Here is a 22,139-nt window from a genome sequence, read left to right on the forward strand (position 1 = left end):
TTTCGAAAACTCCGGACAATTTTCTTCGAAGAAAATTGCAAATCCCTTCGAAGGGATTTGTCCGCCCCATGCCAAAGGCTTGTCCCATGACCTTCACTCCCACCGACTACAACCCTTACGATTTCGCCAACCGCCGCCACATCGGCCCGTCCCCGGTAGAGATGGAAGAGATGCTGGCCGCCGTCGGTGTCCGCACCCTGGACGAGCTGATCGACCAGACCGTGCCGCCGTCGATCCGCCAGTCGAAGCCGCTTCCCTGGGCGCCTTTGGCCGAGCATGAGCTTCTGGCCAAGATGAAGGAGGTCGGCGCGAAGAACCGCGTTATGACCAGCCTGATCGGGCAGGGCTACTACGGCACGGTGACGCCCCCGGCGATCCAGCGGAACATCCTGGAGAACCCGGCCTGGTACACCGCCTACACCCCCTACCAGCCCGAAATCGCGCAAGGTAGGCTGGAGGCTCTGCTGAACTTCCAGACGATGGTCTGCGACCTGACCGGCCTTGATGTGGCCAACGCCTCCCTTCTGGACGAGGCGACGGCCGCCGCCGAGGCGATGACCATGGCCGAACGTGTGGCGAAGTCGAAGGCGAAAGCCTTTTTCGTCGACCGCTTCTGCCACCCCCAGACCATCGCCGTCATCAAGACCCGCGCGCTGCCCCTGGGGATCGAGATCATCGTCGATGACGTCCGGGCGCTGGAACCCGCCAAGGTCTTTGGCGCAATCTTCCAGTATCCGTCCAGCTACGGCCACGTGGTCGACTTCACCCAGCGTATCGCCACGCTTCATGCCGTGGGTGCCATCGCGATCATGGCGACGGATCTTCTGGCGCTGTGCATGCTGAAGGAACCGGGCGCGATGGGGGCGGATATCGCCGTCGGCTCGGCGCAGCGCTTCGGGGTGCCGATGGGCTATGGCGGCCCGCATGCCGCTTTCATGGCGGTGAAGGATGCGCACAAGCGGCAGATGCCGGGGCGGATCGTGGGCGTCTCCATCGACGCGCAGGGGAACAAGGCTTATCGCCTTTCGCTCCAGACCCGCGAGCAGCACATCCGGCGCGAGAAGGCCACGTCGAACGTCTGCACGGCGCAAGCTCTCCTTGCCGTCATGGCCTCGATGTACGCGGTCTTCCACGGGCCCAAAGGCCTGCGCGCGATTGCCGAGCGGGTGCATTTCCTGACCCAGCGCCTTGCGCGGGCCTTGAAGGCGGCCGGCGCGGTCGTGGCACCGCGGGCGTTCTTCGACACGATCACGGTGGAGGTCGGCGTGGGCCAGGCGGGTATCCTTGCCGCGGCCCGGAACGAAGGCCTGAACTTCCGCAAGATCGGCAACAACCGCGTGGGCATCAGCCTGGACGAGACGACCGACGAGCGTGTCCTGATCAAGGTCCTCCGCGCCTTCGGGATCGACGGGGTCCCGCCGCACCGCGCCGACCTGGGCTTCCCGGAGGAGATGCTTCGGACCTCCGATTACCTGACCCATCCGGTCTTCCACATGAACCGGGCCGAGTCCGAGATGATGCGCTACATGCGCCGTCTGTCGGACCGCGACCTGGCGCTGGACCGGGCGATGATCCCGCTTGGGTCCTGCACGATGAAGCTGAACGCCGCGGCCGAGATGATGCCGATCACCTGGCCGGAGTTCGGCAGCCTTCACCCCTTCGCCCCGCGCGACCAGGCGGCGGGGTATCATGAGGCGATCAACGACCTGAGCCAGAAGCTGTGCGAGATCACCGGCTACGACGCCATGTCGATGCAGCCGAACTCGGGCGCGCAAGGGGAATACGCGGGGCTTCTGACCATCCTCGCCTACCACCGCGCGCGGGGGGATACCCAGCGGACGGTCTGCCTGATCCCGACCAGCGCGCACGGCACCAACCCGGCCAGCGCCCAGATGGCAGGGATGGAGGTCGTGGTGGTGAAATCCGCCCCGAACGGTGACGTGGATGTCGAGGACTTCCGCGCGAAGGCCGAGGCGGCGGGGAACCGGCTTGCGGCCTGCATGATCACCTATCCCTCCACGCATGGCGTCTTCGAGGAAACCGTCCGGACGATCTGCCAGATCACCCATGACCACGGTGGGCAGGTCTACATCGACGGGGCGAACATGAACGCGCTGGTGGGCCTGGTGAAGCCGGGCGAGATTGGCGGGGATGTCAGCCACCTGAACCTGCACAAGACCTTTGCCATCCCGCATGGCGGCGGGGGGCCGGGCATGGGGCCGATCGGCGTGAAGGCCCACCTCGCGCCGCACCTGCCGGGGCATCCGGAGACGGACAATCCGGAAGGTGGCGGGCTGAAGAGCACCGATCAGGGAACCGTCTCGGCGGCGCCTTACGGCTCGGCCTCGATCCTGCTGATCTCCTGGGCCTACTGCCTGATGATGGGCGGACCAGGGCTGACGCAGGCGACGCGGGTGGCGATCCTGAACGCGAACTACATCGCGGCGCGGCTCAGCGGCCACTACCCGATCCTCTTCATGGGCAACAAGGGCCGGGTCGCGCATGAATGCATCCTCGACACCCGGCCCTTCGCGGAAGCGGGCGTGACGGTGGACGACATCGCCAAGCGCCTGATCGACAACGGATTCCACGCACCGACCATGTCCTGGCCGGTGGCGGGCACGCTGATGGTGGAGCCGACGGAATCGGAAACCAAGGCCGAGATCGACCGCTTCATCACCGCGCTCCTGTCGATACGGGATGAGATCCGGGCGGTCGAGAAGGGCGAGATCACGGCCGAGGACTCACCCCTCCGCCATGCACCGCACACGGTGGCGGCGCTGGTGGGCGACTGGGACCGGAAATACAGCCGCGAGACCGGCTGCTTCCCGCCGGGGTCGTTCCGCGTCGACAAGTACTGGCCGCCGGTGGGCCGGGTCGACAACGTCTATGGCGACCGGAACCTGATCTGCACCTGCCCGCCGGTGGAGGCCTACGCCGAGGCGGCGGAGTAAGGACCAAAATCCTTAAGCAAGGATTTTGACAAATTTCTTGCTTAAGAAATTTGGCCCCTGGAGCAACCCGGGGGCCAAAACGTCAGGGCTGGGGCTTCGGTGCCGGGGTCCCGAGTGCACCGCCCGGCCGCGCGCCAAGGCCGCCTCCGGACCCTACGCCGCTGGTTTTCGGCTTCGACAGGTCCGGGACTTTCGGCGGTGTCTTGACGCCCCCGGGGGAGGAGCCCAGCACCTTGCCGCCCGACCCGCCCTGCTGGCCCTGCGCTGCAAGGCAGGCCTGCGCCAGGTCCAGCGCCGGGGCGATCCCGTCGACGTCGAACCCGTCGTCGATGCCCATGCCGAGCATCCTCAGGTAGCGGCCGCTGACCAGGAACTCGACCGTGGGCTGGATGCCGGTGTAGGTGATGCCCGCGAAGGCTTCGTCCCAGGCCTCGCCGTTGCCGATGGCGGGAAGGCCGGTCTCCATCATCACCCAAAGCTCGAATTTCTGGCCGGGTTCGAAGCGCACATCTGGCTGGGACAGAAGGATCGACACGCTGTCGTTCGGGTAAAGCCCAACCCACAGCGTCTGGCCGTTCATGTAGCCGACCGAGGTATAGCAGTGCGAGAAATTCCCGCGGTCGTCGGCAACCGCAGCGCCCGCCCAGTTGCCGGCTTCGAATTCGGTGCCCGGAATGTCCTGGGCAAGGGCGGGCAGCGCGGCGGTGGCGGTCAGAAGGGCGGCAAGGGCAGCGAGACGCATGGGCGGGTCCTGAACCAGATTTCGGCGCCGAGAATGCAGAGCCGCAGGCACAGGCGCAAGTCAGGGTTTCCGCAACAGTCCCGCGGCATTGACCGCGCCCAGTCGCCGCGATAGCCCATCGTCCCCATGACCCGGTCCCGCCCGCCCTTCCTTGACGGCCTGATGGCCAGCCTTCCCATCGCGCTTGGCTATTTTCCGATCGCCTTTTCCTTCGGGGTTGCTGCCACGCGGGCGGGCTTCACGGCGCTGGATGCGGTCGCCTTGTCCCTGGTGATCTATGCCGGGGCTTCGCAGTTCCTGGCCCTGGCGCTTCTGTCCTCGGGCGCTCCGGTCCTTGTCGCGGCCTTCACGTTGATCGCGATGAACCTGCGCCATCTCCTTTACGGCCCCGCCCTGATGCGCGAGGCGGGGCCCGAGGCCACCCGCCGCCATGCCTGGGCCTGGGCCTGGGGCCTGACGGACGAGGTCTTTGGCCAGGCGCTTGGGGCGCTGGCGCGGGGACATCGGTTCTCGGAGGCGCACATGTTCGGCCTGGGCCTTGGGGCCTATGTCGCCTGGGTTTCGGGCACGGCTGTCGGCGCCTTCGCCGGGGGCGGGGCGCTGGAAGGCTGGCCTGCGCTGAACGCGGGCCTGGGCTTCATGCTGCCCGCCTTGTTCCTGGCGCTTCTTTTGTCGATCCTCAGCCGGGCGCAATTGCCGGTCATCGCGGTGGCGGGGCTGGTGACCGTGGCGGCGACGCTGGCGCTGGGCACGACGAGCGGCATCCTTCTGGGAATGCTTGCGGGCGCGGCCACCGGGCTGGTGCGGCGATGAACTGGGAGCTTCTGACGGTCGCACTGATGGCCGGCGTCGCGAACTGGGCCTTTCGCGCCTTGCCGATCCTGGCGCGGATGGACCGGATGTCCGTCGGCGGCTGGCTGGGCCGATTTCTGTCGGCGACGGGACCGGCAGCCATCGCGACGCTGTTCGTGGCCTCGATCCTGCCCGCACTGTCACCGGATGCCTTGCGCCTTGCCCCGGTCGTCATCGGAACGGCGGCGGTGGTGGCAACCTGGATCGCGCGCCGGTCGGTCGTCCTGGCCACTCTCGCCGGGGCCGTGGCGCACGGGGTCACCGTCTGGCTGATCGGCTGACGCTTGCGCCCCGCGCCGCCTTGCGCGACGATGCACGAAAGAGGGAGACCGCCATGCTTGAGATCAGCCCGCAGAAGGTGGTGCACGTGATCTACCTGGCCCGTGAGGGCGGCGTCGGCGATGCCGAGTTGCACGCCTTCATCGACGCGCTGAACGAGGACGACAAGGCGCAGCTCACCGCCGTCGCCTGGGTCGGCCGTGGCGCCTTCGAGCCCGAGGATTTCGACGAGGCGGTGGCCACTGCCGTGCGCGAGGCAACCACGCCCACCGCCGACTACCTGATGGGAATGCCACACCTGGCCGAGAACCTGGAAGCGGGGCTCGAGGCCTTGGGTGTCGACGTCAGCGGCGAGGAAGAGGATTTTCTCTGACCCTCCCTTGCAGCGGCGATCCACTCGACACATCTTCAAGACTTGCAAGATGTGAGGTGCGCCATGCCCGTGACCGAAGCCCTGAAACTGACCTGCGCGGCTTGTGGCCAAGCGAACCGCGTGCCCCTGGCCCGGCTGGGCGACGCCCCGAAATGCGGCATCTGCGGCGCGGTGCTGGTGGACGGCGCGGTACACGAGCTGGACGCCGCCAGCCATGACAAGGTGACGCGCGGCGACGGCCTGCCCGTCCTTGTCGACTACTGGGCGCCGTGGTGCGGTCCCTGCCGGATGATGGCACCGGAATTCGCCAAGGCCGCCAAGGCCCTGGAGGGCCAGGCCCGGCTGATGAAGCTGAACACCGAGGACCATCCCCAGATCTCGGCCCGGGCGGGTATCCGCGGCATCCCGGCGCTGATCCTTTACCGCAACGGCCGCGAGGTCGCCCGCCTTGCAGGTGCGCGCCCCGCCGCCGACATCCTGGCCTTCGTCCGCCAGCACGCCGTCTGACGCCCGAAAAACTCTGGCCTTGTGCGGTGCATCCGCTAGCCTGCGCCCCAGGTGCAGGAGTGTTCAGAGTGACGGTAGGGGCGGGTCTGTCCGATTGGCAGTGGGAAAGGTTGTCCCTTGCCCGGCAATTCGCGCTTGCAGGCGGGACGGTCATGCTGGTGGCGGTCCTCGCCGTGGGGCTTTGGGTCTCGGGCCGGATCGAGGAGGTCACGGTCCGCAACACGGCCAACGCCACCGCGCTCTACATGGAAAGCTTCGTTGCGCCGCTGATGCAGGAGCTGTCCACGCGTGAAAGCCTTAGCCCGGAGACCCGGCTGGAAGTCGCGCGGCTTCTGGACGAGACCGCGCTGGGCAAGCGGGTGGTTTCGTTCAAGTTGTGGCGGGCTGGCGGCTATCTGGCCGATGCCAGCAACCAGTCCCTGGTCGGCAAGCATTTCGACGAGACGCGGAACCTCAAGCTGGCCTGGGAGGGCGAGGTTCAGGCCGATCTGGAAGAGACCAGCGACGAAGAGGATATCGCCGAGCGGGCGCTGGGCATCCCGCTTCTGGAAATCTACAGCCCGATCCGCAACACCCGCACGGGTGAGGTGATCGCCGTGGCAGAGTTCTACGAGGACGCCAGCGCGCTGAAGTCCGACCTGCTGAAAGCCCGGCTCGCCAGCTGGGGGGCGGTCGCGGCGGTGATGGCGGCCATCGGGATTTCGCTCTTCGCCATCGTACTGCGCGGCAGCTTCACCATCGACCGCCAGATCGCCGAGCTGAAATCGCTGTCGGCCCGCAATGTCGCGCTGCGGATCCGGGCGCAGGGCGCTGCGGGGCGGGTCGCCGCGATGAACGACAGCACGCTGAAACAGATCGGCGCCGACCTGCACGACGGCCCGGCGCAACTGCTGGGCTTTGCCGCCCTGCGGCTGGATTCGCTTCGGGCGCAGGCCCCGGCGGGCAAGGCGCAAGCCGACCTTGACCAGGTCGAGCGGGCGGTCCGTGACGCGATGGGCGAAATCCGCTCCATCGCCCGGGGTCTGTCGCTGCCCGACATCGCCGAGCGGTCACTGCCCGACCTGTTGCAGGCGCTGACGCAAAGCCACGCCGACCGGACCGGCACCGAAGTCGGCTTCGCCTCCCGCCTTCGCAATGCGCCAAAGCTATCGGCAGCGGTCAAGACCTGCGTCTTCCGCGTCGCGCAGGAAGGGTTGACCAACGCCTGGCGGCACGGCGGCGGGACCGGCCAGGAGGTCGAACTGGAAATCGTGGGCGAGCGGCTCTCGCTCTGGGTCCGCGACCGGGGGCCGGGCTTCCCGCCGGACAATGCCGCGCCGGACGAGGGCGGGATGGGCCTGCAGGGGGTGAAGGACCGGGTGGAAAGCCTTGGTGGTCACATCGATCGGCGCAACCGCGACTCGGGCGGAGCCGAACTTCGGATGACACTCGACCTTGGAGGCCTGGAATGACCGATCGGACCATCACCGTGCTTCTGGCCGACGACCATCCGATCTACCGCGAAGGTCTTGCGCATACCCTGGGTGAGGCAGCGGGAATCGCCGTGGTGGGCCAGGCTGCGGACGGCGCCGAAGTGGTGCGCCTGGCGGAAAGGCTGGCGCCGGACCTTGTCCTGCTTGACATCTCCATGCCCGGTGGCGGCGGGCTGGCGGCCCTGAAGCAGATCCGCGCCCTTCCCGCACCTCCGCATGTCGCCATGCTCACCGCTTCCGAGGCGGAGGACGACCTTGTCCAGGCGATGCGCGAGGGGGCGCTTGGCTACATCCTCAAGGGCATCGGCGCAGGAGACCTGGTGGCCCTGGTCCGGGACCTTGCCAGCGGTCGGCCGCATGTGTCGCCGGGTCTGGCCGGGCGGCTTCTCGTCTCGCTGAAGGGCCGGCCCGACCGGCATGACCCGATGGCAGACCTGTCGCGCCGCGAGGAGGACATCCTGCGGCTGGTGGCGCAGGGCAAGTCCAACCGCGAGGTGGGAGAGGCGCTCGACCTGCAGGAAAAGACGGTGAAGCACTACATGACCTCGATCCTGCAGAAGCTGCATGTCAGGAACCGGGTCGAGGCGGCGATGCTGGCACGCGAACATCTCAAGGGCTGACGGGGAGTCGGACCTTGGTCTGAAACAATCCCCCAATATCGCCCGACCTTCTTCCCTGATGCGGCGACAGTCACTGGTCTACCTTTGGCCTACGCAAACCAACAGGAGACCAGAGATGTCCAGAATGCTGACTTTCCCCGCCCTCGCCGCCGCGCTGAGCCTGCTCGCCCTTCCCGCCGCCCAGGCTTCGGTATCGCCCGAGGCCGATCTTCTGTCCTTTGCGCCGACGGTCATGGCCAAGCACGGCGCCGATGATCCGGCTGGCGACGACCGGGGCGGCAAGGGCCGTGGCGGCGACGACGGCGCGAACCACACTTGGGTCCCGGGCTCGACCCCGATCCTGGCCAAGCATGGCGCGGATGATCCGGCTGGTGACGACCGGGGCGGCAAGGGCCGTGGCGGCGACGACGGCGCGAACCACGCCTGGATCCCGGGCTCGACGCTGATCCTGGCCAAGCATGGCGCGGATGATCCGGCTGGTGACGACCGGGGCGGCAAGGGCCGTGGCCGCGACGACGGCCCGAACCACACCTGAGTCCTGCAAGGGCAAGGATGTGCAACAGGGTGGGCCGCCGGCCCGCCCTGTTCGTCCATGTGCGATCCTCATCCACGCACCGACCCGGCTTGACTCCTTTGCCGATTTGCGATGAATACGGCGGCGCGGATGGGGCAGTAGCTCAGTTGGGAGAGCGTATCGTTCGCAATGATAAGGTCAGGGGTTCGATCCCCCTCTGCTCCACCAAATCCTTCCATTTCAGACCGGCCTGAACTCTGCACCTGACCCCGGCGGGTCCGGCCGTTGACATTCCGGCGCTCGCCGACCTTCCGTGCCCTTCTTCCGAGGACTACGGAAGGCCGGATGCCCCAGCCCTGCCAGATCGCCTAGAACAGGAAGTCGCTCTGGGCGATGGCGCCGGTCACTTCGATCGCGAGGTCCGCGATGCCGTCGTTGTTCACGTCGCCGAAGACGAATCCGCCGCTCATCCACAGCGAGGCCGCCCCCGCGGCGGAGGTGCCGTAAACGAAAGCCTGGTTCCCCGAGACCGAGGTGTCGGCGTCGATCAGCGACAGGTCCAGCTTGTCGACCCCGGTCTGGAAATCCAGGATCCTGTCGCTTGCGGCGCGGGTCGAGTGCGAGGCGCGCTGGAAGATGAACACGTCCGCGCCCGCGCCGCCCGAAAGGACGTCCCGATCCGCGCCGCCGTTCAGCATGTCATTGCCGGCGTCGCCGTGCAGGACGTCGTTCCCGGAACCGCCGTTCAGGCTGTCGTTCCCCTCGCGTCCCTCCAGCCGGTCGGCCCCTGCCAGCCCGCGCAGGGTGTTGGCCAAGGCGTTGCCGGTCAGGACGTTGGCATTCAGGTTCCCGGTGCCGTTGATCGCCGCCGTGCCCGTCAGTTCCAGGTTCTCGACATCGGACGCGATGGTGTAGGTCGCCGATGACCGCACCGTGTCGATCCCGGCCAGGCCTGAGATGACGGTGCTGCTGCTGGTGACGGTGAAGACGTCGTCGCCCGTGGTGGCGATGTTCTGCGTCTGCGTGGTGGTGCTGGCGGGCCGCCAGGTTCCGGCACCCTGGAAGATGCCGTCCACGGCCGAAAGCGGCTTGACCGACATGTCCCGAAGATCGACGGCCTTGTCATCGAAGACCAGCCATTCCACGCCCGTCACGCGGTCCACCGACTGGGTGCCCACCCGGTCGGTCACCTCGAACACGCCGGCGCCCAGCGACCGGATCGTGAAGTCGGCATGCTTGCCGGTGTAGGCGGCGATATCCACGCCGGCCATGCCGTTCAGGTTGTCCGCGCCCGCGCCGCCGATCAGCTTGTCGTTGCCGGCCCCGCCCGTCAGGCTGTCGTTGCCCGCCTTGCCGTCCAGCAATGCGCCGTTGTCATAGCCGGTGATGGCGTCGGCCAGCCGGGTTCCGACCACGCTGCCGAAAGCGACCTTGTTTGCGCTGGCGTCCGTGACGGTTCCGTAATGCGTGCCCTCGGTGTTGACGAAAAGCGTGGGCGAGATGATGTCCGAGTTCGCATCGCGGATCGACCGGTCGACCATCACCACGTTGTCATGGTCGCGCCCGCCGTGGAAGTTGATGTCGCGGTCGGTCTGCGACACATGCACGAAGTTCCCGGCGGCCGAGGTCCACGAGGCGAAGACCACCGAATGGCGCATGTCCATGTCGCTGAGGTTGGTGAAGCTGCTGTCATAGACGTCGCGGATCTGCAGGCCATAGCCGTTGCCGCCCTCGCCCTTGTTGTGCGCGCCGGTCATCGTGATGCCGTCGATCTTCGCGTTCGTGCTGCTGGCCACGTTGACCCCCAGCGAGGGCACGTCATGCGAGGTGACGTCGAACAGCTGGACGCCCGCCGTGCCGTCGATCTCGATCACGGCGTTGCGGTCATAGGCGCTGAGCGTATTTGCGAAATTGGACGGATTCGCAGCGGACAGGCCGTAGTCCACGGTGAACCCGCCGACCTTGACGTTCTCGGCCATCGCGATCTCGCTGATCTTGGTCTCGCCGATGGGGAAATCGAAGTGGACGCCGGGCGACAGGGTGATCTGCGATCCGTTGACCGCCACGACCTTCGCGATCGAGGTGCGCAGCGGCACGTCGGTCCGCGCCCAGGTGGTGTCGCCGATCTCGGCGTAGAAGGCCGCGGTGCTTTCCCGCGACAGGTAGACATAGTCTCCCGCAACAAAGCTGTGCGCGCCGGACAGGGTCATCACCGTGCCGCCTTCGGCCATGTCCTTGGCAAGGGTGAAGGCCCCCTTCTGGACCCCGCTGCCGATCTGGAATGCGGCCCCGCCCAGGCCGGACGGCATGTCGATGAAGGTTTTCCCCGATCCCGCGCCCACGATCGAGATGTCGTCGCGGTCCACGACGATGGTGCGGTCGAACTTGTAGTGACCCGCCGCAAGCTGAAGCGTGGTCCCGGCGGGTGCCGTGTTGATCAGTGTCTGCAGCTGCGCCGCGGTCGTGCCAAGCGAAACGAGCATGATCAGACCGCCGCAAGAAGGGTGGAACGGGCCGCCGCGGTTTCTGCGAGCCTGTGGTGAAGCATCGGCGACGTGGCCGGGAGGTGGAGGGTGGGAGTCATGGCAGTGATCCTGGGGTGTGAGTTGGGGGCCCAACTGGGCATGCGGGAACAGGCCGCCGGAAAGGCAGCAGAACTGACGGGTCTTGACCGCGGCCAAGCCTTAAGATTGCGGGCAGGCAAGCGTCTTCCGGTCCGCGCCGCGGGTGGCGGCGTGGAATTGCGGGGCAGAAAGCCATTCCGGGTGAACGGGGCCAATCGATATGCCCCCGCGGGGCGTTGTCGCCCCAAAAAATATTTCATTCGTTACGGAACCATTTCCCTATACGGCGGATTAAATCACTTGGCGAGAGTTAACCTCTGGTTGTGGGCGAAATTCGCCTGTCCGTGGCATTCTGCCGCGGCCGTCCGCCTATGCGGGTTGCAAATCGGGTCCTGAAGGGCATGTGAGCCCGTCTTTCCTGTGCTGGTGACCCCCGTGCCAACGACCGGACCGCCGTCCGCAGCGTGAAGGAATGACGATGGCAAGCCACCCGGAGAATCATCTTGGAGGAGAGTAAGTCGGTCCAGGGCGGGGGCGAGCTTCGGTCGGCGCGAAGAAAGGCCATCGGACTGACCTGGACCGTCGCGCTCTTCAGCCTGGTGGTGAACGTCCTGATGCTGACCGGACCACTTTACATGTTGCAGGTCTACGACCGCGTGCTGGGCAGCCGGTCCGAGGAAACGCTGGTGGCGCTGTCGATCCTGACCCTTGCCCTGTTCCTGGCGATGGGCCTTCTGGACTATGCCCGCAGCTGGATCATGGCAATCGCCGCCGCCCGGTTCCAGGACCGGCTGGACCGGCGGGTGTTCAGTGCAGCGATGCAGGTGGCGGCCGTCGCTCCGAACGATGCGGACGCCGTCACGGCCCAGCGGGACCTCGAGGCGATCCGGACCTTCCTCGCCTCGCCCCTGTTCCTGGCCCTGATGGACCTGCCCTGGACACTGGTCTTCTTCGCCGCCGCCTTCGTCTTCCATCCGCTTATGGGCTGGCTTGCCATCGGGGGAGGTGCGGCGCTGGTGGCCATCACCCTGGTCAACCAGATCCTTTCGCGCCGTCCCCAGATCGAAGCGGGCCGGGCTTCGGTCACATCCGAACGCCTGTCGGACCAGTTGAAGAACGAAGCCGAGACCCTGCAGGCGCTGGGGATGCAGGAGGCGGGCTTCGACCGCTGGCATGTCTCTCGCCAAAGGGCGCTGCAGAAGGCGATCACGGCCGGCGGGGTGGTGGGTGCCTTCGGCTCCGTTACCCGGACCTTCCGGCTGTTCCTGCAATCAGCGATGCTGGGCCTGGGGGCCTGGCTGGTCCTGCAGGGCGAACTGACGGCGGGGGCGATGATCGCGGGCTCGATCCTGCTTGGCCGGGCGCTGGCGCCGATCGAGGCCGTGGTGGGGCAATGGCCGCTGGCGCAGCGGTCGCGCGAAGGCTGGCGCCGTCTGGAAGGGCTTCTGTCCCGCGTGCCGCCCACAGCACCGCGCACGGCCCTGCCGCGCCCGCGCGCGCTGGTCCAAGTGGACGCGCTGACGGTCGGCCCTCCGGGCGACCAGGGGGTGATCCTGCGCATGGTCAGCTTCCGGGTCGATCCGGGACAAGCGGTCGGCGTCATCGGACCCTCCGGATCGGGCAAGTCGACGTTGGCAAAGGCCCTGACCGGCGTCTGGCGCCCGCGGTCGGGGACGATCCGGCTGGATGGGGCGACGCTGGACCAGTACGATCCGGATCGGCTTGGGCGTCTCATCGGCTATCTTCCGCAGCGGATCACGCTGTTCGACGGCACCATCGCCGACAACATCGCGCGGCTTGATCCCAAACCAGACAGCGCCCGCGTTGTGGCCGCGGCGATGAAGGCCGATGCGCACGGGATGATCGTCAGGTTGCCGAACGGGTATGACACGCTGGTCTCGGCAGCGGGCAACCGCTTGTCCGGCGGCCAGATCCAGCGCATCGGCCTGGCGCGGGCGCTTTACGGCGACCCGGTGCTGCTGATCCTGGACGAGCCGAACTCGAACCTCGACAGCGACGGCTCGGCGGCGGTGAACGCCGCGATCCGGGCCATGAAAGCCGAGGGCAACTCGGTCCTGATCATGGCGCACCGCCCGGCGGCGATCCAGGAATGCGACATGCTTCTGGTCCTGGACGAGGGGCTGCGCCGGGGCTTCGGTCCGCGCAACCAGGTCCTGCGCGAGCTGGTGCGAAACCACAACACGCTGATCCTCGGACCAGCCAACCGGGTGGGGGCGACATGACCGGGCAAACGACGCATTGGTCGGCGCGCGGGCCGATGGTCCTGGGATTCCTGACCTTGGTGCTGCTGATCGGTGGGTTGGGGGCCTGGTCGGTCCTGACGACGCTGACCGGGGCGATCATCGCGCCCGGCCAGGTCGAGGTGTCCAGGAACCGGCAGGTGGTCGAACACATCGACGGCGGGGTCGTCTCCGAGATCCTGGTCGCGGAAGGCGACAGGGTTGGGGTCGGTGATGTCCTTCTGCGGCTGGACGGAAGCCCGCTGCGGTCCGAGCTGACCATTGTCGAGAACCAGCTTCACGAACTCCGCGCCCGCCGCGCCCGGCTGGAGGCCGAACGCAACGGGGCCGGGGTGGTGACTTTCCCGGACAACCTGCTGCAGGTGGCCGAGGGGTCCCCAGACGTGGCCGAGATGGTCGAAGGGCAGGCCGGTCTCTTCGCCGCGCACCGCGAGAGCCTGGCCCATGGGGTCGAGGAAAGACGCAAGCGGATCGACCAGATCGGCAGCCAGATCAAGGGGATCAAGGCGCAGGAGGCGGCGCTTGAGACGCAGGCAAGACTTCTTGGCACCGACCTTCAGGCGCAGCGCGACCTCTTGGCCAAGGGGCTGGCCCAGGCACCGCGCGTGACGGCCATCGAGCGCGAGCTGGCCGAGGTCGAGGGGCGGATGGGGGAGCTGGCGGCCTCAGAGGCTGAAGCCGCCGGACGGATCACCGAGATCGAGATCGAGATCCAGGGCCTTGCCACCGAACTGCGTGAAAGGGCCGAGGCCGAGCTGCGCGATGTCGCCGCGCGAGAGCTTGAGCTTTCGGAACGCCAGCGCGCTCTTGTCGAGCGGATCGGGCGGCTCGACATCCGCGCGCCGGCGGCGGGGGTGGTGTTCGGGCTGAAGGTGACGACCCCGCAATCGGTGATCCGGCCCGCCGATCCGCTTCTGTTCATCGTGCCGCAAGACCGCCCGCTTCTGGCTGCGGTCCGCATTCGGGCGACCGATGTCGACGACGTGCACGTGGGTCAGGAAACCCGGCTCGTCTTCTCCTCGCTGCCGTCCCGGACCACGCCCGAGGTCGTCGGGCAGGTGACGCTGGTCTCGGCCGACGCGCTTGTGGACGAGGCGAGCGGAGCGCGCTTCTTTCGGACCGAAATCCTGATCGATCCCGAGGGGCTGCAGAAGCTGGACCAGACCGTGGTCCCGGGAATGCCCGTGGATGCCTTCATCAGGACGGGAGACCGGACGCCTCTGTCCTATCTGCTCAAGCCCTTCACCGACTACTTCCGCAACGCCTTCCGCGAACACTGATTGCCGCCGGGACCGACGGAAGGTCGCGAAGGGCCGGGCTCAGCCCGCGACCTGCACTCCGGTCCCCCAGGCCTCGCATTTCCGCATAAGCTCTGCCGGCAAGGGCTGATCGGTGAACAGCGTCGTGATCTCGGACAGGGACGCCAGCCGGGCCGGGGCGGATCGGTCGAGCTTGGAATGGTCGCAGACGAGGTAAGTCCGCCGCGACTGCTGGATGATCGCCTTGGACACCCGCACCTCGGCCAGGTCGAAGTCCAGAAGGTCGCCGTCCCGATCCAGGGCCGAGACGCCGATGACCGCGTAGTCGACCTTGAACTGTCCGAAGAACTGGGTCGTCAGCTCTCCGACCAGGCCCCCGTCCGTCCGGCGCAGCGCACCCCCCGCCACCACGATCTCGCAGCCCGGGTTCGCGACGAGAGTGTTCGCCACGTTCATGTTGTTGGTGATGACGGTGATGTTGCGGTGCGCCAGCAATTCGCGGGCGACCGCTTCGGTGGTGGTGCCAAGGTTCAGGATCAGGCTGCAATTGTCCGGAATCGCCGCCGCGCAGGCCCGGGCGATGGCGGCCTTCGCGCCCTCGTTCATCTTGCGCCGTGCCTCGTAGCCGATGTTGGCCACGCCCGTCCGCAGCACTGCGCCCCCATGCACCCGATCGAGGTGCCCGGCGTCCGCCAGGTCCGACAGGTCGCGCCGGATCGTCTGCAGCGTCACGTCGAAGCGCTGCGCCAGATCCTCGACCACCACCCGGCCCTCGGCGCGGGCCAGTTCCAGGATCTCGGTCTGCCGAAAGTTCAGCGCCACGGGTTCGGTTTCCTTCGCATTCCGCGTTCCCGCTTTCTGCCACGCACGAGCGCGGCTGTCAGCGATTTTCTTGCTTTCGCTTTTTTGCGATTGCAGAATTTTCCGCTGCAGATGCACAATCGCGCTTGCGCCGATGTTCGCTTTTTGGAAAAGCGCGCGTAAACGAAAATTTCCTGTTGACTGAATCGCAACGCCCGGTCCAGTTTGCCACCGGGGGAGGAGCCCAAGGTGACAATCGAACGCGCAGGGGTCAGCGACCTCTTCATCATCGGCGGCGGAATCAACGGCTGCGGCATCGCCCGCGACGCGACCGGCCGCGGGCTGACCGTCACGCTGGCCGAACAGGGTGACCTTGCGCAGGGTACCTCCTCGGCCTCGACCAAGCTTTTCCACGGTGGCCTCCGCTACCTGGAATATTTCGAGTTCCGCCTGGTCCGCGAAGCGCTGGAAGAACGCGAGACGCTTCTTGTCGCCATGCCGCACATCTCGTGGCCGATGCGCTTCGTCCTGCCCTTGTCCCCGGACATGCGGTTTGAAAGCGACACGCCGACCTCGCGCCTTCTGGGCTGGGTCATGCCCTGGGCCAAGGGGCGGCGCCCGGACTGGCTGATCCGGCTGGGCCTTTTCCTTTACGACACCATGGGCGGCCGGAAGATCCTGCCCGCGACCCGCACGCTGGACCTGACGCGAGACGTGGCGGGCAAGCCGCTGCAGCCGAAGTTCCGCAAGGCCTTCGAATACTCCGACTGCTGGGTGGAGGATTCGCGCCTTGTCGCCCTGAACGCCCGCGATGCGGCGCAGCGCGGCGCGCGGATCCTGACGCGCACCCGCGTCGCCAGTGCCGAGCGCCGCGATGGCCTGTGGCATGTCACGACCCAAGGCCCCCACGGCACCGAACACCACCAGGCCCGCGCCCTGGTCAACGCCGGCGGCCCCTGGGTGGAAGACGTCATCCGCAACGTGGCCCGCATCAACTCCAGCGAAGGCGTCCGGCTTGTCCGCGGCAGCCACATCGTGACGAAACGGCTTTTCGACCACGACCGCTGCTACTTCTTCCAGGGATCGGACGGGCGGATCATCTTTGCGATCCCCTACGAGCAGGACTTCACCCTGATCGGCACCACCGACAAGGACCACAAGGGCGCCCCCAAGGACGCCCACTGCACGGACGAGGAACGGGACTATCTGCTGGCCTTCGCCTCGCAGTACTTCGCCAAGCCGGTGACGAAAGACGACGTGGTCTGGACCTATTCTGGCGTCCGGCCGCTTTACAACGACGGGGCCAAGTCGGCCACGGCGGCCACGCGCGACTATGTCCTGTCGCTGGATCAGAACGGCGCGCCTCTTCTGAACGTCTTTGGCGGCAAGATCACCACGTACCGCCGCCTGGCCGAATCCGCGCTTGCGAAGCTTCAGCCCTTCTTCCCGGCGGCAAAGCCCGCCTGGACTGCCCGCGTGCCGCTTCCCGGGGGCAACTTCCCGCACGACGGTGTTGCCGCCCTGATCTCGAAGCTGAAGACCAATCACCCCTTCCTCACCGATTACTGGGCCGCCCGCCTGGTCCGCGCCTACGGGACCGAGGCCGAGGCGATCCTCGGGCGGGCCACCACGGCCGAGGCGCTGGGCCAGGACTTCGGCGCGACGCTGACGGAGGCCGAGGTGCGCTGGCTCATGTCACACGAATATGCGGTGGCGGCTGCCGATGTGGTCTGGCGGCGGTCGAAGCTTGGGCTGCGGATGACGGCGGACCAGATCGAACGGCTTGACCGCTTCATGGCCCACGAGGCCGGGGCGGACGCCGCGCGGGCGGTCAGCCCGGCGGCGGAATAGGGGGGACGGAATGACGCTGGAATTGCAGGGGGTCTCAAGGTTGGTCGGGGGCAGGGTGCATATCCACCCCACTGACCTCACTTTGAAGAACGGGACCATGAACGTGCTTCTGGGGCCGACGCTTGCGGGCAAGACCACGCTGATGCGGCTGATGGCGGGCCTCGACAAGCCGTCTGCAGGCCGCATCCTTTGGGAAGGGAAGGACGTCACCGGTGTCAAGGTCCAGGACCGCAAGGTGGCGATGGTCTACCAGCAGTTCATCAACTACCCGGGCCTGACGGTCTATGAAAACATCGCCTCGCCCCTGCGCCTGATGGGGCGCCCGGCGGCCGAGATCGACAAGGCCGTCCGCCAGACCGCCGAGATGCTGCGCCTGACGCCCATGCTGCAACGGAAGCCGCTGGAGCTTTCGGGCGGCCAGCAGCAGCGTTGCGCGCTTGCCCGGGCGCTGGTCAAGGGCGCGGGGCTGGTCCTCTTGGATGAACCGCTCGCCAACCTTGACTACAAGCTGCGCGAGGAATTGCGGATCGAGATTCCGCGGATCTTCGAGGCCTCGGGCGCGATCTTCGTCTATGCGACCACCGAGCCGGAAGAGGCGCTGCTTCTGGGCGGAAACACCGCCACGCTTTGGGAGGGCCGGGTGACCCAGTTCGGCCCGACGCCGCAGGTCTACCGGATGCCCACGGATGCGACCACGGCGCGCGTCTTCTCGGATCCGCCGATGAACTTCGTGGCCTGCCGCAAGGAAGCCGGCCGCCTGACCTTCGGCGACAGCACCCACGCGCCCGCTCCGCAGGGGCTTCTGTCCCTGCCGGACGGCAGCTACATGGCCGGGTTCCGCGCGAACCATGTCACGCTGAACCGCCACTCCGGCGATGCGGTCGAATTCCGCTGCACCATCGGCGCGACCGAGATCACGGGGTCGGAAACCTTCCTGCACCTCGACCACGGGCCGGACCGCTGGGTCGGGCTGGTGCACGGGGTGCATCCGATGTCAGCGGGCACGGCCTGCTCGGTCTACCTCGACCCCGCCCATGTCTACCTGTTCGACAACTCGGGCCGCCTTGCCGCGCCCGCCCCTTACGCGATGGCGGCCTGAATGTCCCGGATCACGCTTTCCAACCTGGCCCACAGCTACCTGGCCAACCCGACCAGCGACGCCGACTATGCGCTGAAAGAGATGGACCACGTCTGGCAGGACGGCGGGGCCTATGCTCTCCTGGGCGCGTCGGGCTGCGGCAAGACCACTCTTCTGAACATCATCTCGGGCCTCGTGCGCCCGTCGCAGGGCCGCGTCCTGTTCGGTGATCGCGACGTGACCGACGCCGAGACGACGGAACGCAACATCGCCCAGGTGTTCCAGTTCCCCGTGGTCTACGACACGATGACCGTCCGCGACAACCTGGCCTTCCCGTTGCGGAACCGGGGGATGGATGCCGCCTACATCGCGCGGCGCGTCGACCAGATCGCGAAGATGATCGGCATGGAGGCCGACTTGAACCGCAAGGCGCGCGGGCTGACGGCGGACGCCAAGCAGAAGATCAGCCTTGGCCGCGGCATGGTGCGCGAGGACGTGAACGCGATCCTCTTCGACGAGCCTTTGACGGTGATCGACCCCCACATGAAGTGGGAGCTGCGGACCCAGCTCAAGGAGCTCCACCGCGAGTTCGGGCACACGATGATCTACGTGACCCATGACCAGACCGAGGCGCTGACCTTCGCGCAGAAGGTCGTCGTGATGCACGAGGGCCGCGTGGTGCAGATGGGCACGCCCGAGGAACTCTTCGAGACCCCGGCCCATACCTTCGTCGGCTACTTCATCGGCTCGCCGGGCATGAATCTGTTTGAGGCCGAGATTTCGGGATCCGAGGCGCGCCTGCAAGGCGTCTCGGTGCCCCTGGGTGCGGCCTACGGGCCAACAACGGGCCGCACCCAGATCGGCATCCGCCCGGACTACGTGACCATTTCGGATCAGGGCCTGCCCGTGACCGTGAAGCGGGTCGAGGACGTGGGCCGCCACCGCATCATCCGGGCCGAGTTCCAGGGCCAGCCGCTGAACGCCATCCTGGCCGAAGGCCAGACGGTTCCGGCGGACCCCCGCGTCGCCTTCCCGCCCGCAAAGATCAACGTCTACGCCAACGACTGGCGCATCCAGCCAATGGGGGCCTGACCGATGGAAAAGACCCAGAACAACAAGGCCTGGTTCCTCGTCCTTCCCGTCCTCGTGCTGGTGGCCTTCTCGGCCATCCTGCCCCTGATGACCGTGGTCAACTACGCCTTCAACGACACCTTCGGGCAGAACGAATTCTTCTGGGCCGGGATCGACTGGTTCGAGGAGATGGTCGCCTCCGACCGCCTGCACGAGGCTCTGGGGCGGCAGATCCTCTTCTCGGTCATCATCCTGCTGATCCAGGTCCCCCTTGGCATCTTCATCGCGCTGAACATGCCGAAGAAGGGCTTCTGGGCCTCGTTCTGCCTGGTCCTGATGGCCCTTCCGCTGCTTATCCCCTTCAACGTTGTCGGCACCATCTGGCAGATCTTCGGCCGCGTCGACATCGGGCTTCTGGGCCATACGCTCGCCGCGATGGGGATCGACTACAACTACACCAACGATCCCATCGACGCCTGGATCACCGTCATCGTGATGGACGTCTGGCACTGGACCTCGCTGGTGGCACTCCTCTGCTACGCGGGCCTCCAGTCGATCCCGCAGGCCTACTACCAGGCCGCCAAGATCGACCAGGCCACCCGCTGGTCCGTCTTCCGCTACATCGAGCTGCCGAAGATGAAGGGCGTCCTTCTCATTGCCGTCCTCCTCCGCTTCATGGACAGCTTCATGATCTACACCGAGCCCTTCGTCGTCACCGGCGGCGGCCCCGGCAACTCCACCACCTTCCTGTCGATCGACCTGGCGAAAATGGCCACCGGCCAGTTCGACCTCGGCCCCGCCGCCGCCTTCTCGATCATGTACTTCCTGGTGATCCTCCTGATCTCCTGGGTCTTCTACACCGTCATGACCAACCTCGACCGTGAGGAGTCCCGCTGATGCGCTTCCGTTCCAACGCCGTCGTGATGACGATCTACCTGCTGTTCCTCCTCATCCCGATCTACTGGCTGGTGGGGATGAGCCTGAAGACCAACACCGAGATCACCTCGACCTTCACCCTCTTCCCGGCGGACCTCACGTTCCAGAACTACGCGGTCATCCTGACCGACCCGTCCTGGTACATGGGTTACGTCAATTCGATGATCTACGTGACCATGAACGTGGTCATCACCATCATCGTGGCGCTGCCCGCGGCCTATGCCTTCAGCCGCTACAGCTTCATGGGCGACAAGCACCTGTTCTTCTGGCTGCTCACCAACCGCATGGCCCCGCCGGCCGTCTTCGCGCTGCCGTTCTTCCAGCTCTACTCGGCGATGAACCTGATCGACACGCACATCGCCGTGGCTTTAGCGCACTGCCTCTTCAACGTGCCGCTCGCGGTCTGGATCCTGGAAGGCTTCATGCGCGGCGTCCCGAAAGAAATCGACGAGACGGCCTATATCGACGGCTACTCCTTCCCGAAGTTCTTCGTGAAGATCTTCATGCCGCTCATCGCCTCGGGCATCGGCGTCGCCGCCTTCTTCTGCTTCATGTTCAGCTGGGTCGAACTCCTGCTGAGCCGCACTCTCACCACCACCGACGCAAAGCCCATCGCCGCCACGATGACCCGGACCGTCTCCGCCTCGGGGATGGACTGGGGAGTGCTCGCCGCCGCAGGGGTCCTGACCATCGTGCCGGGGGCCTTGGTGATCTACTTCGTCCGCAACTACATCGCCAAGGGCTTCGCCCTGGGGAGGGTGTGATGATCCACCACAGCGCCCCCCACCCCCATCCCCTCCCCACCAGGGGGAGGGGAGCCGCAAACCCCGCCTTCCTTCCCGCCGTCTGCCCCAAGCGCCTCCCCTCCCCCCCGTGGGGAGGGGCCGGGGGTGGGGGGCACACGGCCAGACCCAAGGGACCAACGCCATGACCACTACCCGCTGGACCCCGATCTACCTGACCATCGCCGCGATCATGGGCGCGATCCTCGCCCTTCTGATCTGGGCCGTCCCCGTCGATGACGAGGGCGTCCGCGAATGGACCGGCCAGCTCATCCCCGGTTTCTGGATGGCCTGGACCTTCCCGGTCGCGCTCTTCTTCTGGTGCATCGCGGCGCTTCTCATCATCATGACGCTGCTTGCGATCCGCTTCCCGGAAACCCCCCGCGTCGGCATCCTGCGGATCGAGACGACGCGTGGCGACCGGCTCTTCATCACCCTTCTGGGCACAGCCTTCATCCATCTGGGCTGGCTCTTCTTCGCGGGCCCCGACGCACTTTGGGGCGCGCTTATCCTCTCCCTCGCCTATGCCTTCGCGGTCTTCCGCTGGGTGTAAGGGGGCAACGACGGCCCGGGGCGGGCAAGGAGACCGGCCCGGGAACAAGAACCTGAAACGTCTCAACATTCTGGGAGGAATCACATGAGACTTCGTTCCACCGCAACGGCGATGGCGCTTGCGCTGATCGCCATGCAGGCCCCCGCCTGGGCCGACATCGAGGCGGCGAAAGCCTTCCTCGATGCCGAAATCGGCGAGCTTTCGACGCTGGACCGCGCCGCGCAGGAAGCGGAAATGCAGTGGTTCATCGACGCGGCCAAGCCCTATGCGGGCATGGAGATCAAGGTCGTCTCGGAAACCATCACCACGCACGAATACGAATCCAAGGTGCTGGCGCCGGCCTTCACCGCGATCACCGGGATCAAGGTCACCCATGACCTGATCGGCGAAGGCGACGTGGTGGAAAAGCTGCAGACGCAGATGCAGTCGGGCGAGAACATCTATGACGCCTACATCAACGACTCGGACCTGATCGGCACCCACTGGCGCTATCAGCTGGCCCACAACCTGACCGACTGGATGGCAGGCGACGGGGCGGCGGTCACGAACCCGAACCTCGACCTGCAGGACTTCATCGGCCTGAAGTTCGTGACCGGGCCGGATGGCAAGGTCTACCAGCTGCCCGACCAGCAGTTCGCGAACCTCTACTGGTTCCGCTACGACTGGTTCA

At 66.6% G+C, this 22,139-nt stretch carries 19 protein-coding genes, 1 tRNA gene and 1 pseudogene; 18 read left to right on the forward strand and 3 right to left on the reverse strand.

Annotated elements, in window-relative coordinates; translation table 11 throughout:
• Positions 1-86: 86 nt before the first annotated feature.
• On the forward strand, positions 87-2,954 hold the full coding sequence (gcvP, locus tag ACE3Q6_RS16020) for an aminomethyl-transferring glycine dehydrogenase (RefSeq protein WP_374434463.1): 2,868 nt from the start codon (positions 87-89) through the stop codon (positions 2,952-2,954).
• 82 nt (positions 2,955-3,036) lie between these two features.
• Here the strand turns inward: gcvP and ACE3Q6_RS16025 are convergent, their stop codons facing one another.
• Complete coding sequence (locus ACE3Q6_RS16025) at positions 3,037-3,696, reverse strand: hypothetical protein (protein WP_374434465.1); 660 nt, start codon at positions 3,694-3,696, stop codon at positions 3,037-3,039.
• A gap of 126 nt (positions 3,697-3,822) precedes the next feature.
• Between ACE3Q6_RS16025 and ACE3Q6_RS16030 the strand changes: the two genes are divergently transcribed.
• From ACE3Q6_RS16030 to ACE3Q6_RS16065, 8 genes are all read left to right on the forward strand, one after another.
• Positions 3,823-4,509, forward strand: coding sequence for an AzlC family ABC transporter permease (locus ACE3Q6_RS16030; RefSeq protein WP_374434467.1), 687 nt, complete (start codon positions 3,823-3,825; stop codon positions 4,507-4,509).
• Positions 4,506-4,829, forward strand: coding sequence for an AzlD domain-containing protein (locus ACE3Q6_RS16035; RefSeq protein ID WP_374434469.1), 324 nt, complete (start codon positions 4,506-4,508; stop codon positions 4,827-4,829). The genes ACE3Q6_RS16030 and ACE3Q6_RS16035 overlap by 4 nt, the downstream gene beginning before the upstream one ends.
• Positions 4,830-4,882: 53 nt before the next feature.
• Positions 4,883-5,200: a DUF3775 domain-containing protein gene (locus ACE3Q6_RS16040; RefSeq protein ID WP_374434472.1), complete on the forward strand. Its 318-nt coding sequence runs from the start codon at positions 4,883-4,885 to the stop codon at positions 5,198-5,200.
• A 63-nt stretch (positions 5,201-5,263) separates the two neighbouring features.
• Positions 5,264-5,707 (forward strand): thioredoxin TrxC, encoded by a 444-nt coding sequence (trxC, locus tag ACE3Q6_RS16045; RefSeq protein ID WP_374434474.1) that lies wholly within the window; start codon positions 5,264-5,266, stop codon positions 5,705-5,707.
• A gap of 68 nt (positions 5,708-5,775) precedes the next feature.
• Complete coding sequence (locus ACE3Q6_RS16050; RefSeq protein ID WP_374434476.1) at positions 5,776-7,158, forward strand: sensor histidine kinase; 1,383 nt, start codon at positions 5,776-5,778, stop codon at positions 7,156-7,158.
• Positions 7,155-7,799 carry a response regulator gene (locus tag ACE3Q6_RS16055; RefSeq protein ID WP_374434477.1) on the forward strand — a complete coding sequence of 215 codons (645 nt, stop codon included), beginning with the start codon at positions 7,155-7,157 and terminating at the stop codon, positions 7,797-7,799. The genes ACE3Q6_RS16050 and ACE3Q6_RS16055 overlap by 4 nt, the downstream gene beginning before the upstream one ends.
• A 115-nt stretch (positions 7,800-7,914) precedes the next feature.
• Positions 7,915-8,334, forward strand: coding sequence for a hypothetical protein (locus ACE3Q6_RS16060; RefSeq protein ID WP_374434479.1), 420 nt, complete (start codon positions 7,915-7,917; stop codon positions 8,332-8,334).
• A gap of 131 nt (positions 8,335-8,465) precedes the next feature.
• Positions 8,466-8,541 (forward strand) — tRNA-Ala (locus tag ACE3Q6_RS16065).
• A gap of 140 nt (positions 8,542-8,681) precedes the next feature.
• On the opposite strand, the gene ACE3Q6_RS16070 is transcribed toward ACE3Q6_RS16065, so the two are convergent.
• Entirely contained in the window at positions 8,682-10,796 is a 2,115-nt protein-coding gene (locus tag ACE3Q6_RS16070; RefSeq protein WP_374434481.1) for a M10 family metallopeptidase C-terminal domain-containing protein, read from the reverse strand.
• A gap of 584 nt (positions 10,797-11,380) precedes the next feature.
• Between ACE3Q6_RS16070 and ACE3Q6_RS16075 the strand changes: the two genes are divergently transcribed.
• Together ACE3Q6_RS16075 and ACE3Q6_RS16080 are read left to right on the forward strand one after the other, a co-directional pair.
• Positions 11,381-13,120 (forward strand): type I secretion system permease/ATPase, encoded by a 1,740-nt coding sequence (locus tag ACE3Q6_RS16075; protein WP_374434483.1) that lies wholly within the window; start codon positions 11,381-11,383, stop codon positions 13,118-13,120.
• A complete protein-coding gene (locus ACE3Q6_RS16080) occupies positions 13,117-14,418 on the forward strand; it encodes an HlyD family type I secretion periplasmic adaptor subunit (RefSeq protein ID WP_374434485.1) in 1,302 nt (433 codons plus the stop codon). The genes ACE3Q6_RS16075 and ACE3Q6_RS16080 overlap by 4 nt, the downstream gene beginning before the upstream one ends.
• 39 nt (positions 14,419-14,457) lie before the next feature.
• On the opposite strand, the gene ACE3Q6_RS16085 is transcribed toward ACE3Q6_RS16080, so the two are convergent.
• Positions 14,458-15,219 (reverse strand): DeoR/GlpR family DNA-binding transcription regulator, encoded by a 762-nt coding sequence (locus ACE3Q6_RS16085; protein WP_374434488.1) that lies wholly within the window; start codon positions 15,217-15,219, stop codon positions 14,458-14,460.
• 228 nt (positions 15,220-15,447) lie between these two features.
• Between ACE3Q6_RS16085 and glpD the strand changes: the two genes are divergently transcribed.
• The 7 genes and pseudogenes from glpD to ACE3Q6_RS16120 form a co-directional block, all read left to right on the forward strand.
• Entirely contained in the window at positions 15,448-17,049 is a 1,602-nt protein-coding gene (glpD, locus tag ACE3Q6_RS16090) for a glycerol-3-phosphate dehydrogenase (RefSeq protein ID WP_374434490.1), read from the forward strand.
• A 10-nt stretch (positions 17,050-17,059) separates the two neighbouring features.
• Positions 17,060-18,148: an ABC transporter ATP-binding protein gene (locus ACE3Q6_RS16095; RefSeq protein WP_374434492.1), complete on the forward strand. Its 1,089-nt coding sequence runs from the start codon at positions 17,060-17,062 to the stop codon at positions 18,146-18,148.
• Positions 18,149-19,219, forward strand: a complete 1,071-nt coding sequence (locus ACE3Q6_RS16100; RefSeq protein WP_374434496.1) for an ABC transporter ATP-binding protein — start codon at positions 18,149-18,151, stop codon at positions 19,217-19,219.
• Between the two features lie 3 nt (positions 19,220-19,222).
• Positions 19,223-20,095 (forward strand): carbohydrate ABC transporter permease, encoded by an 873-nt coding sequence (locus ACE3Q6_RS16105; RefSeq protein ID WP_374434498.1) that lies wholly within the window; start codon positions 19,223-19,225, stop codon positions 20,093-20,095.
• Positions 20,095-20,898, forward strand: a complete 804-nt coding sequence (locus ACE3Q6_RS16110) for a carbohydrate ABC transporter permease (RefSeq protein ID WP_374434501.1) — start codon at positions 20,095-20,097, stop codon at positions 20,896-20,898. Before ACE3Q6_RS16105 ends, ACE3Q6_RS16110 begins: the two co-directional genes overlap by 1 nt.
• A gap of 163 nt (positions 20,899-21,061) precedes the next feature.
• A complete protein-coding gene (locus ACE3Q6_RS16115) occupies positions 21,062-21,469 on the forward strand; it encodes a DUF2160 family membrane protein (protein WP_374434504.1) in 408 nt (135 codons plus the stop codon).
• Positions 21,470-21,553: 84 nt separating this feature from the next.
• A pseudogene (locus ACE3Q6_RS16120) lies at positions 21,554-22,139 on the forward strand (carbohydrate ABC transporter substrate-binding protein); the annotation flags it as partial.

It is taken from the genome of Tabrizicola sp., from assembly GCF_041913445.1.
GTDB lineage: Bacteria > Pseudomonadota > Alphaproteobacteria > Rhodobacterales > Rhodobacteraceae > Tabrizicola.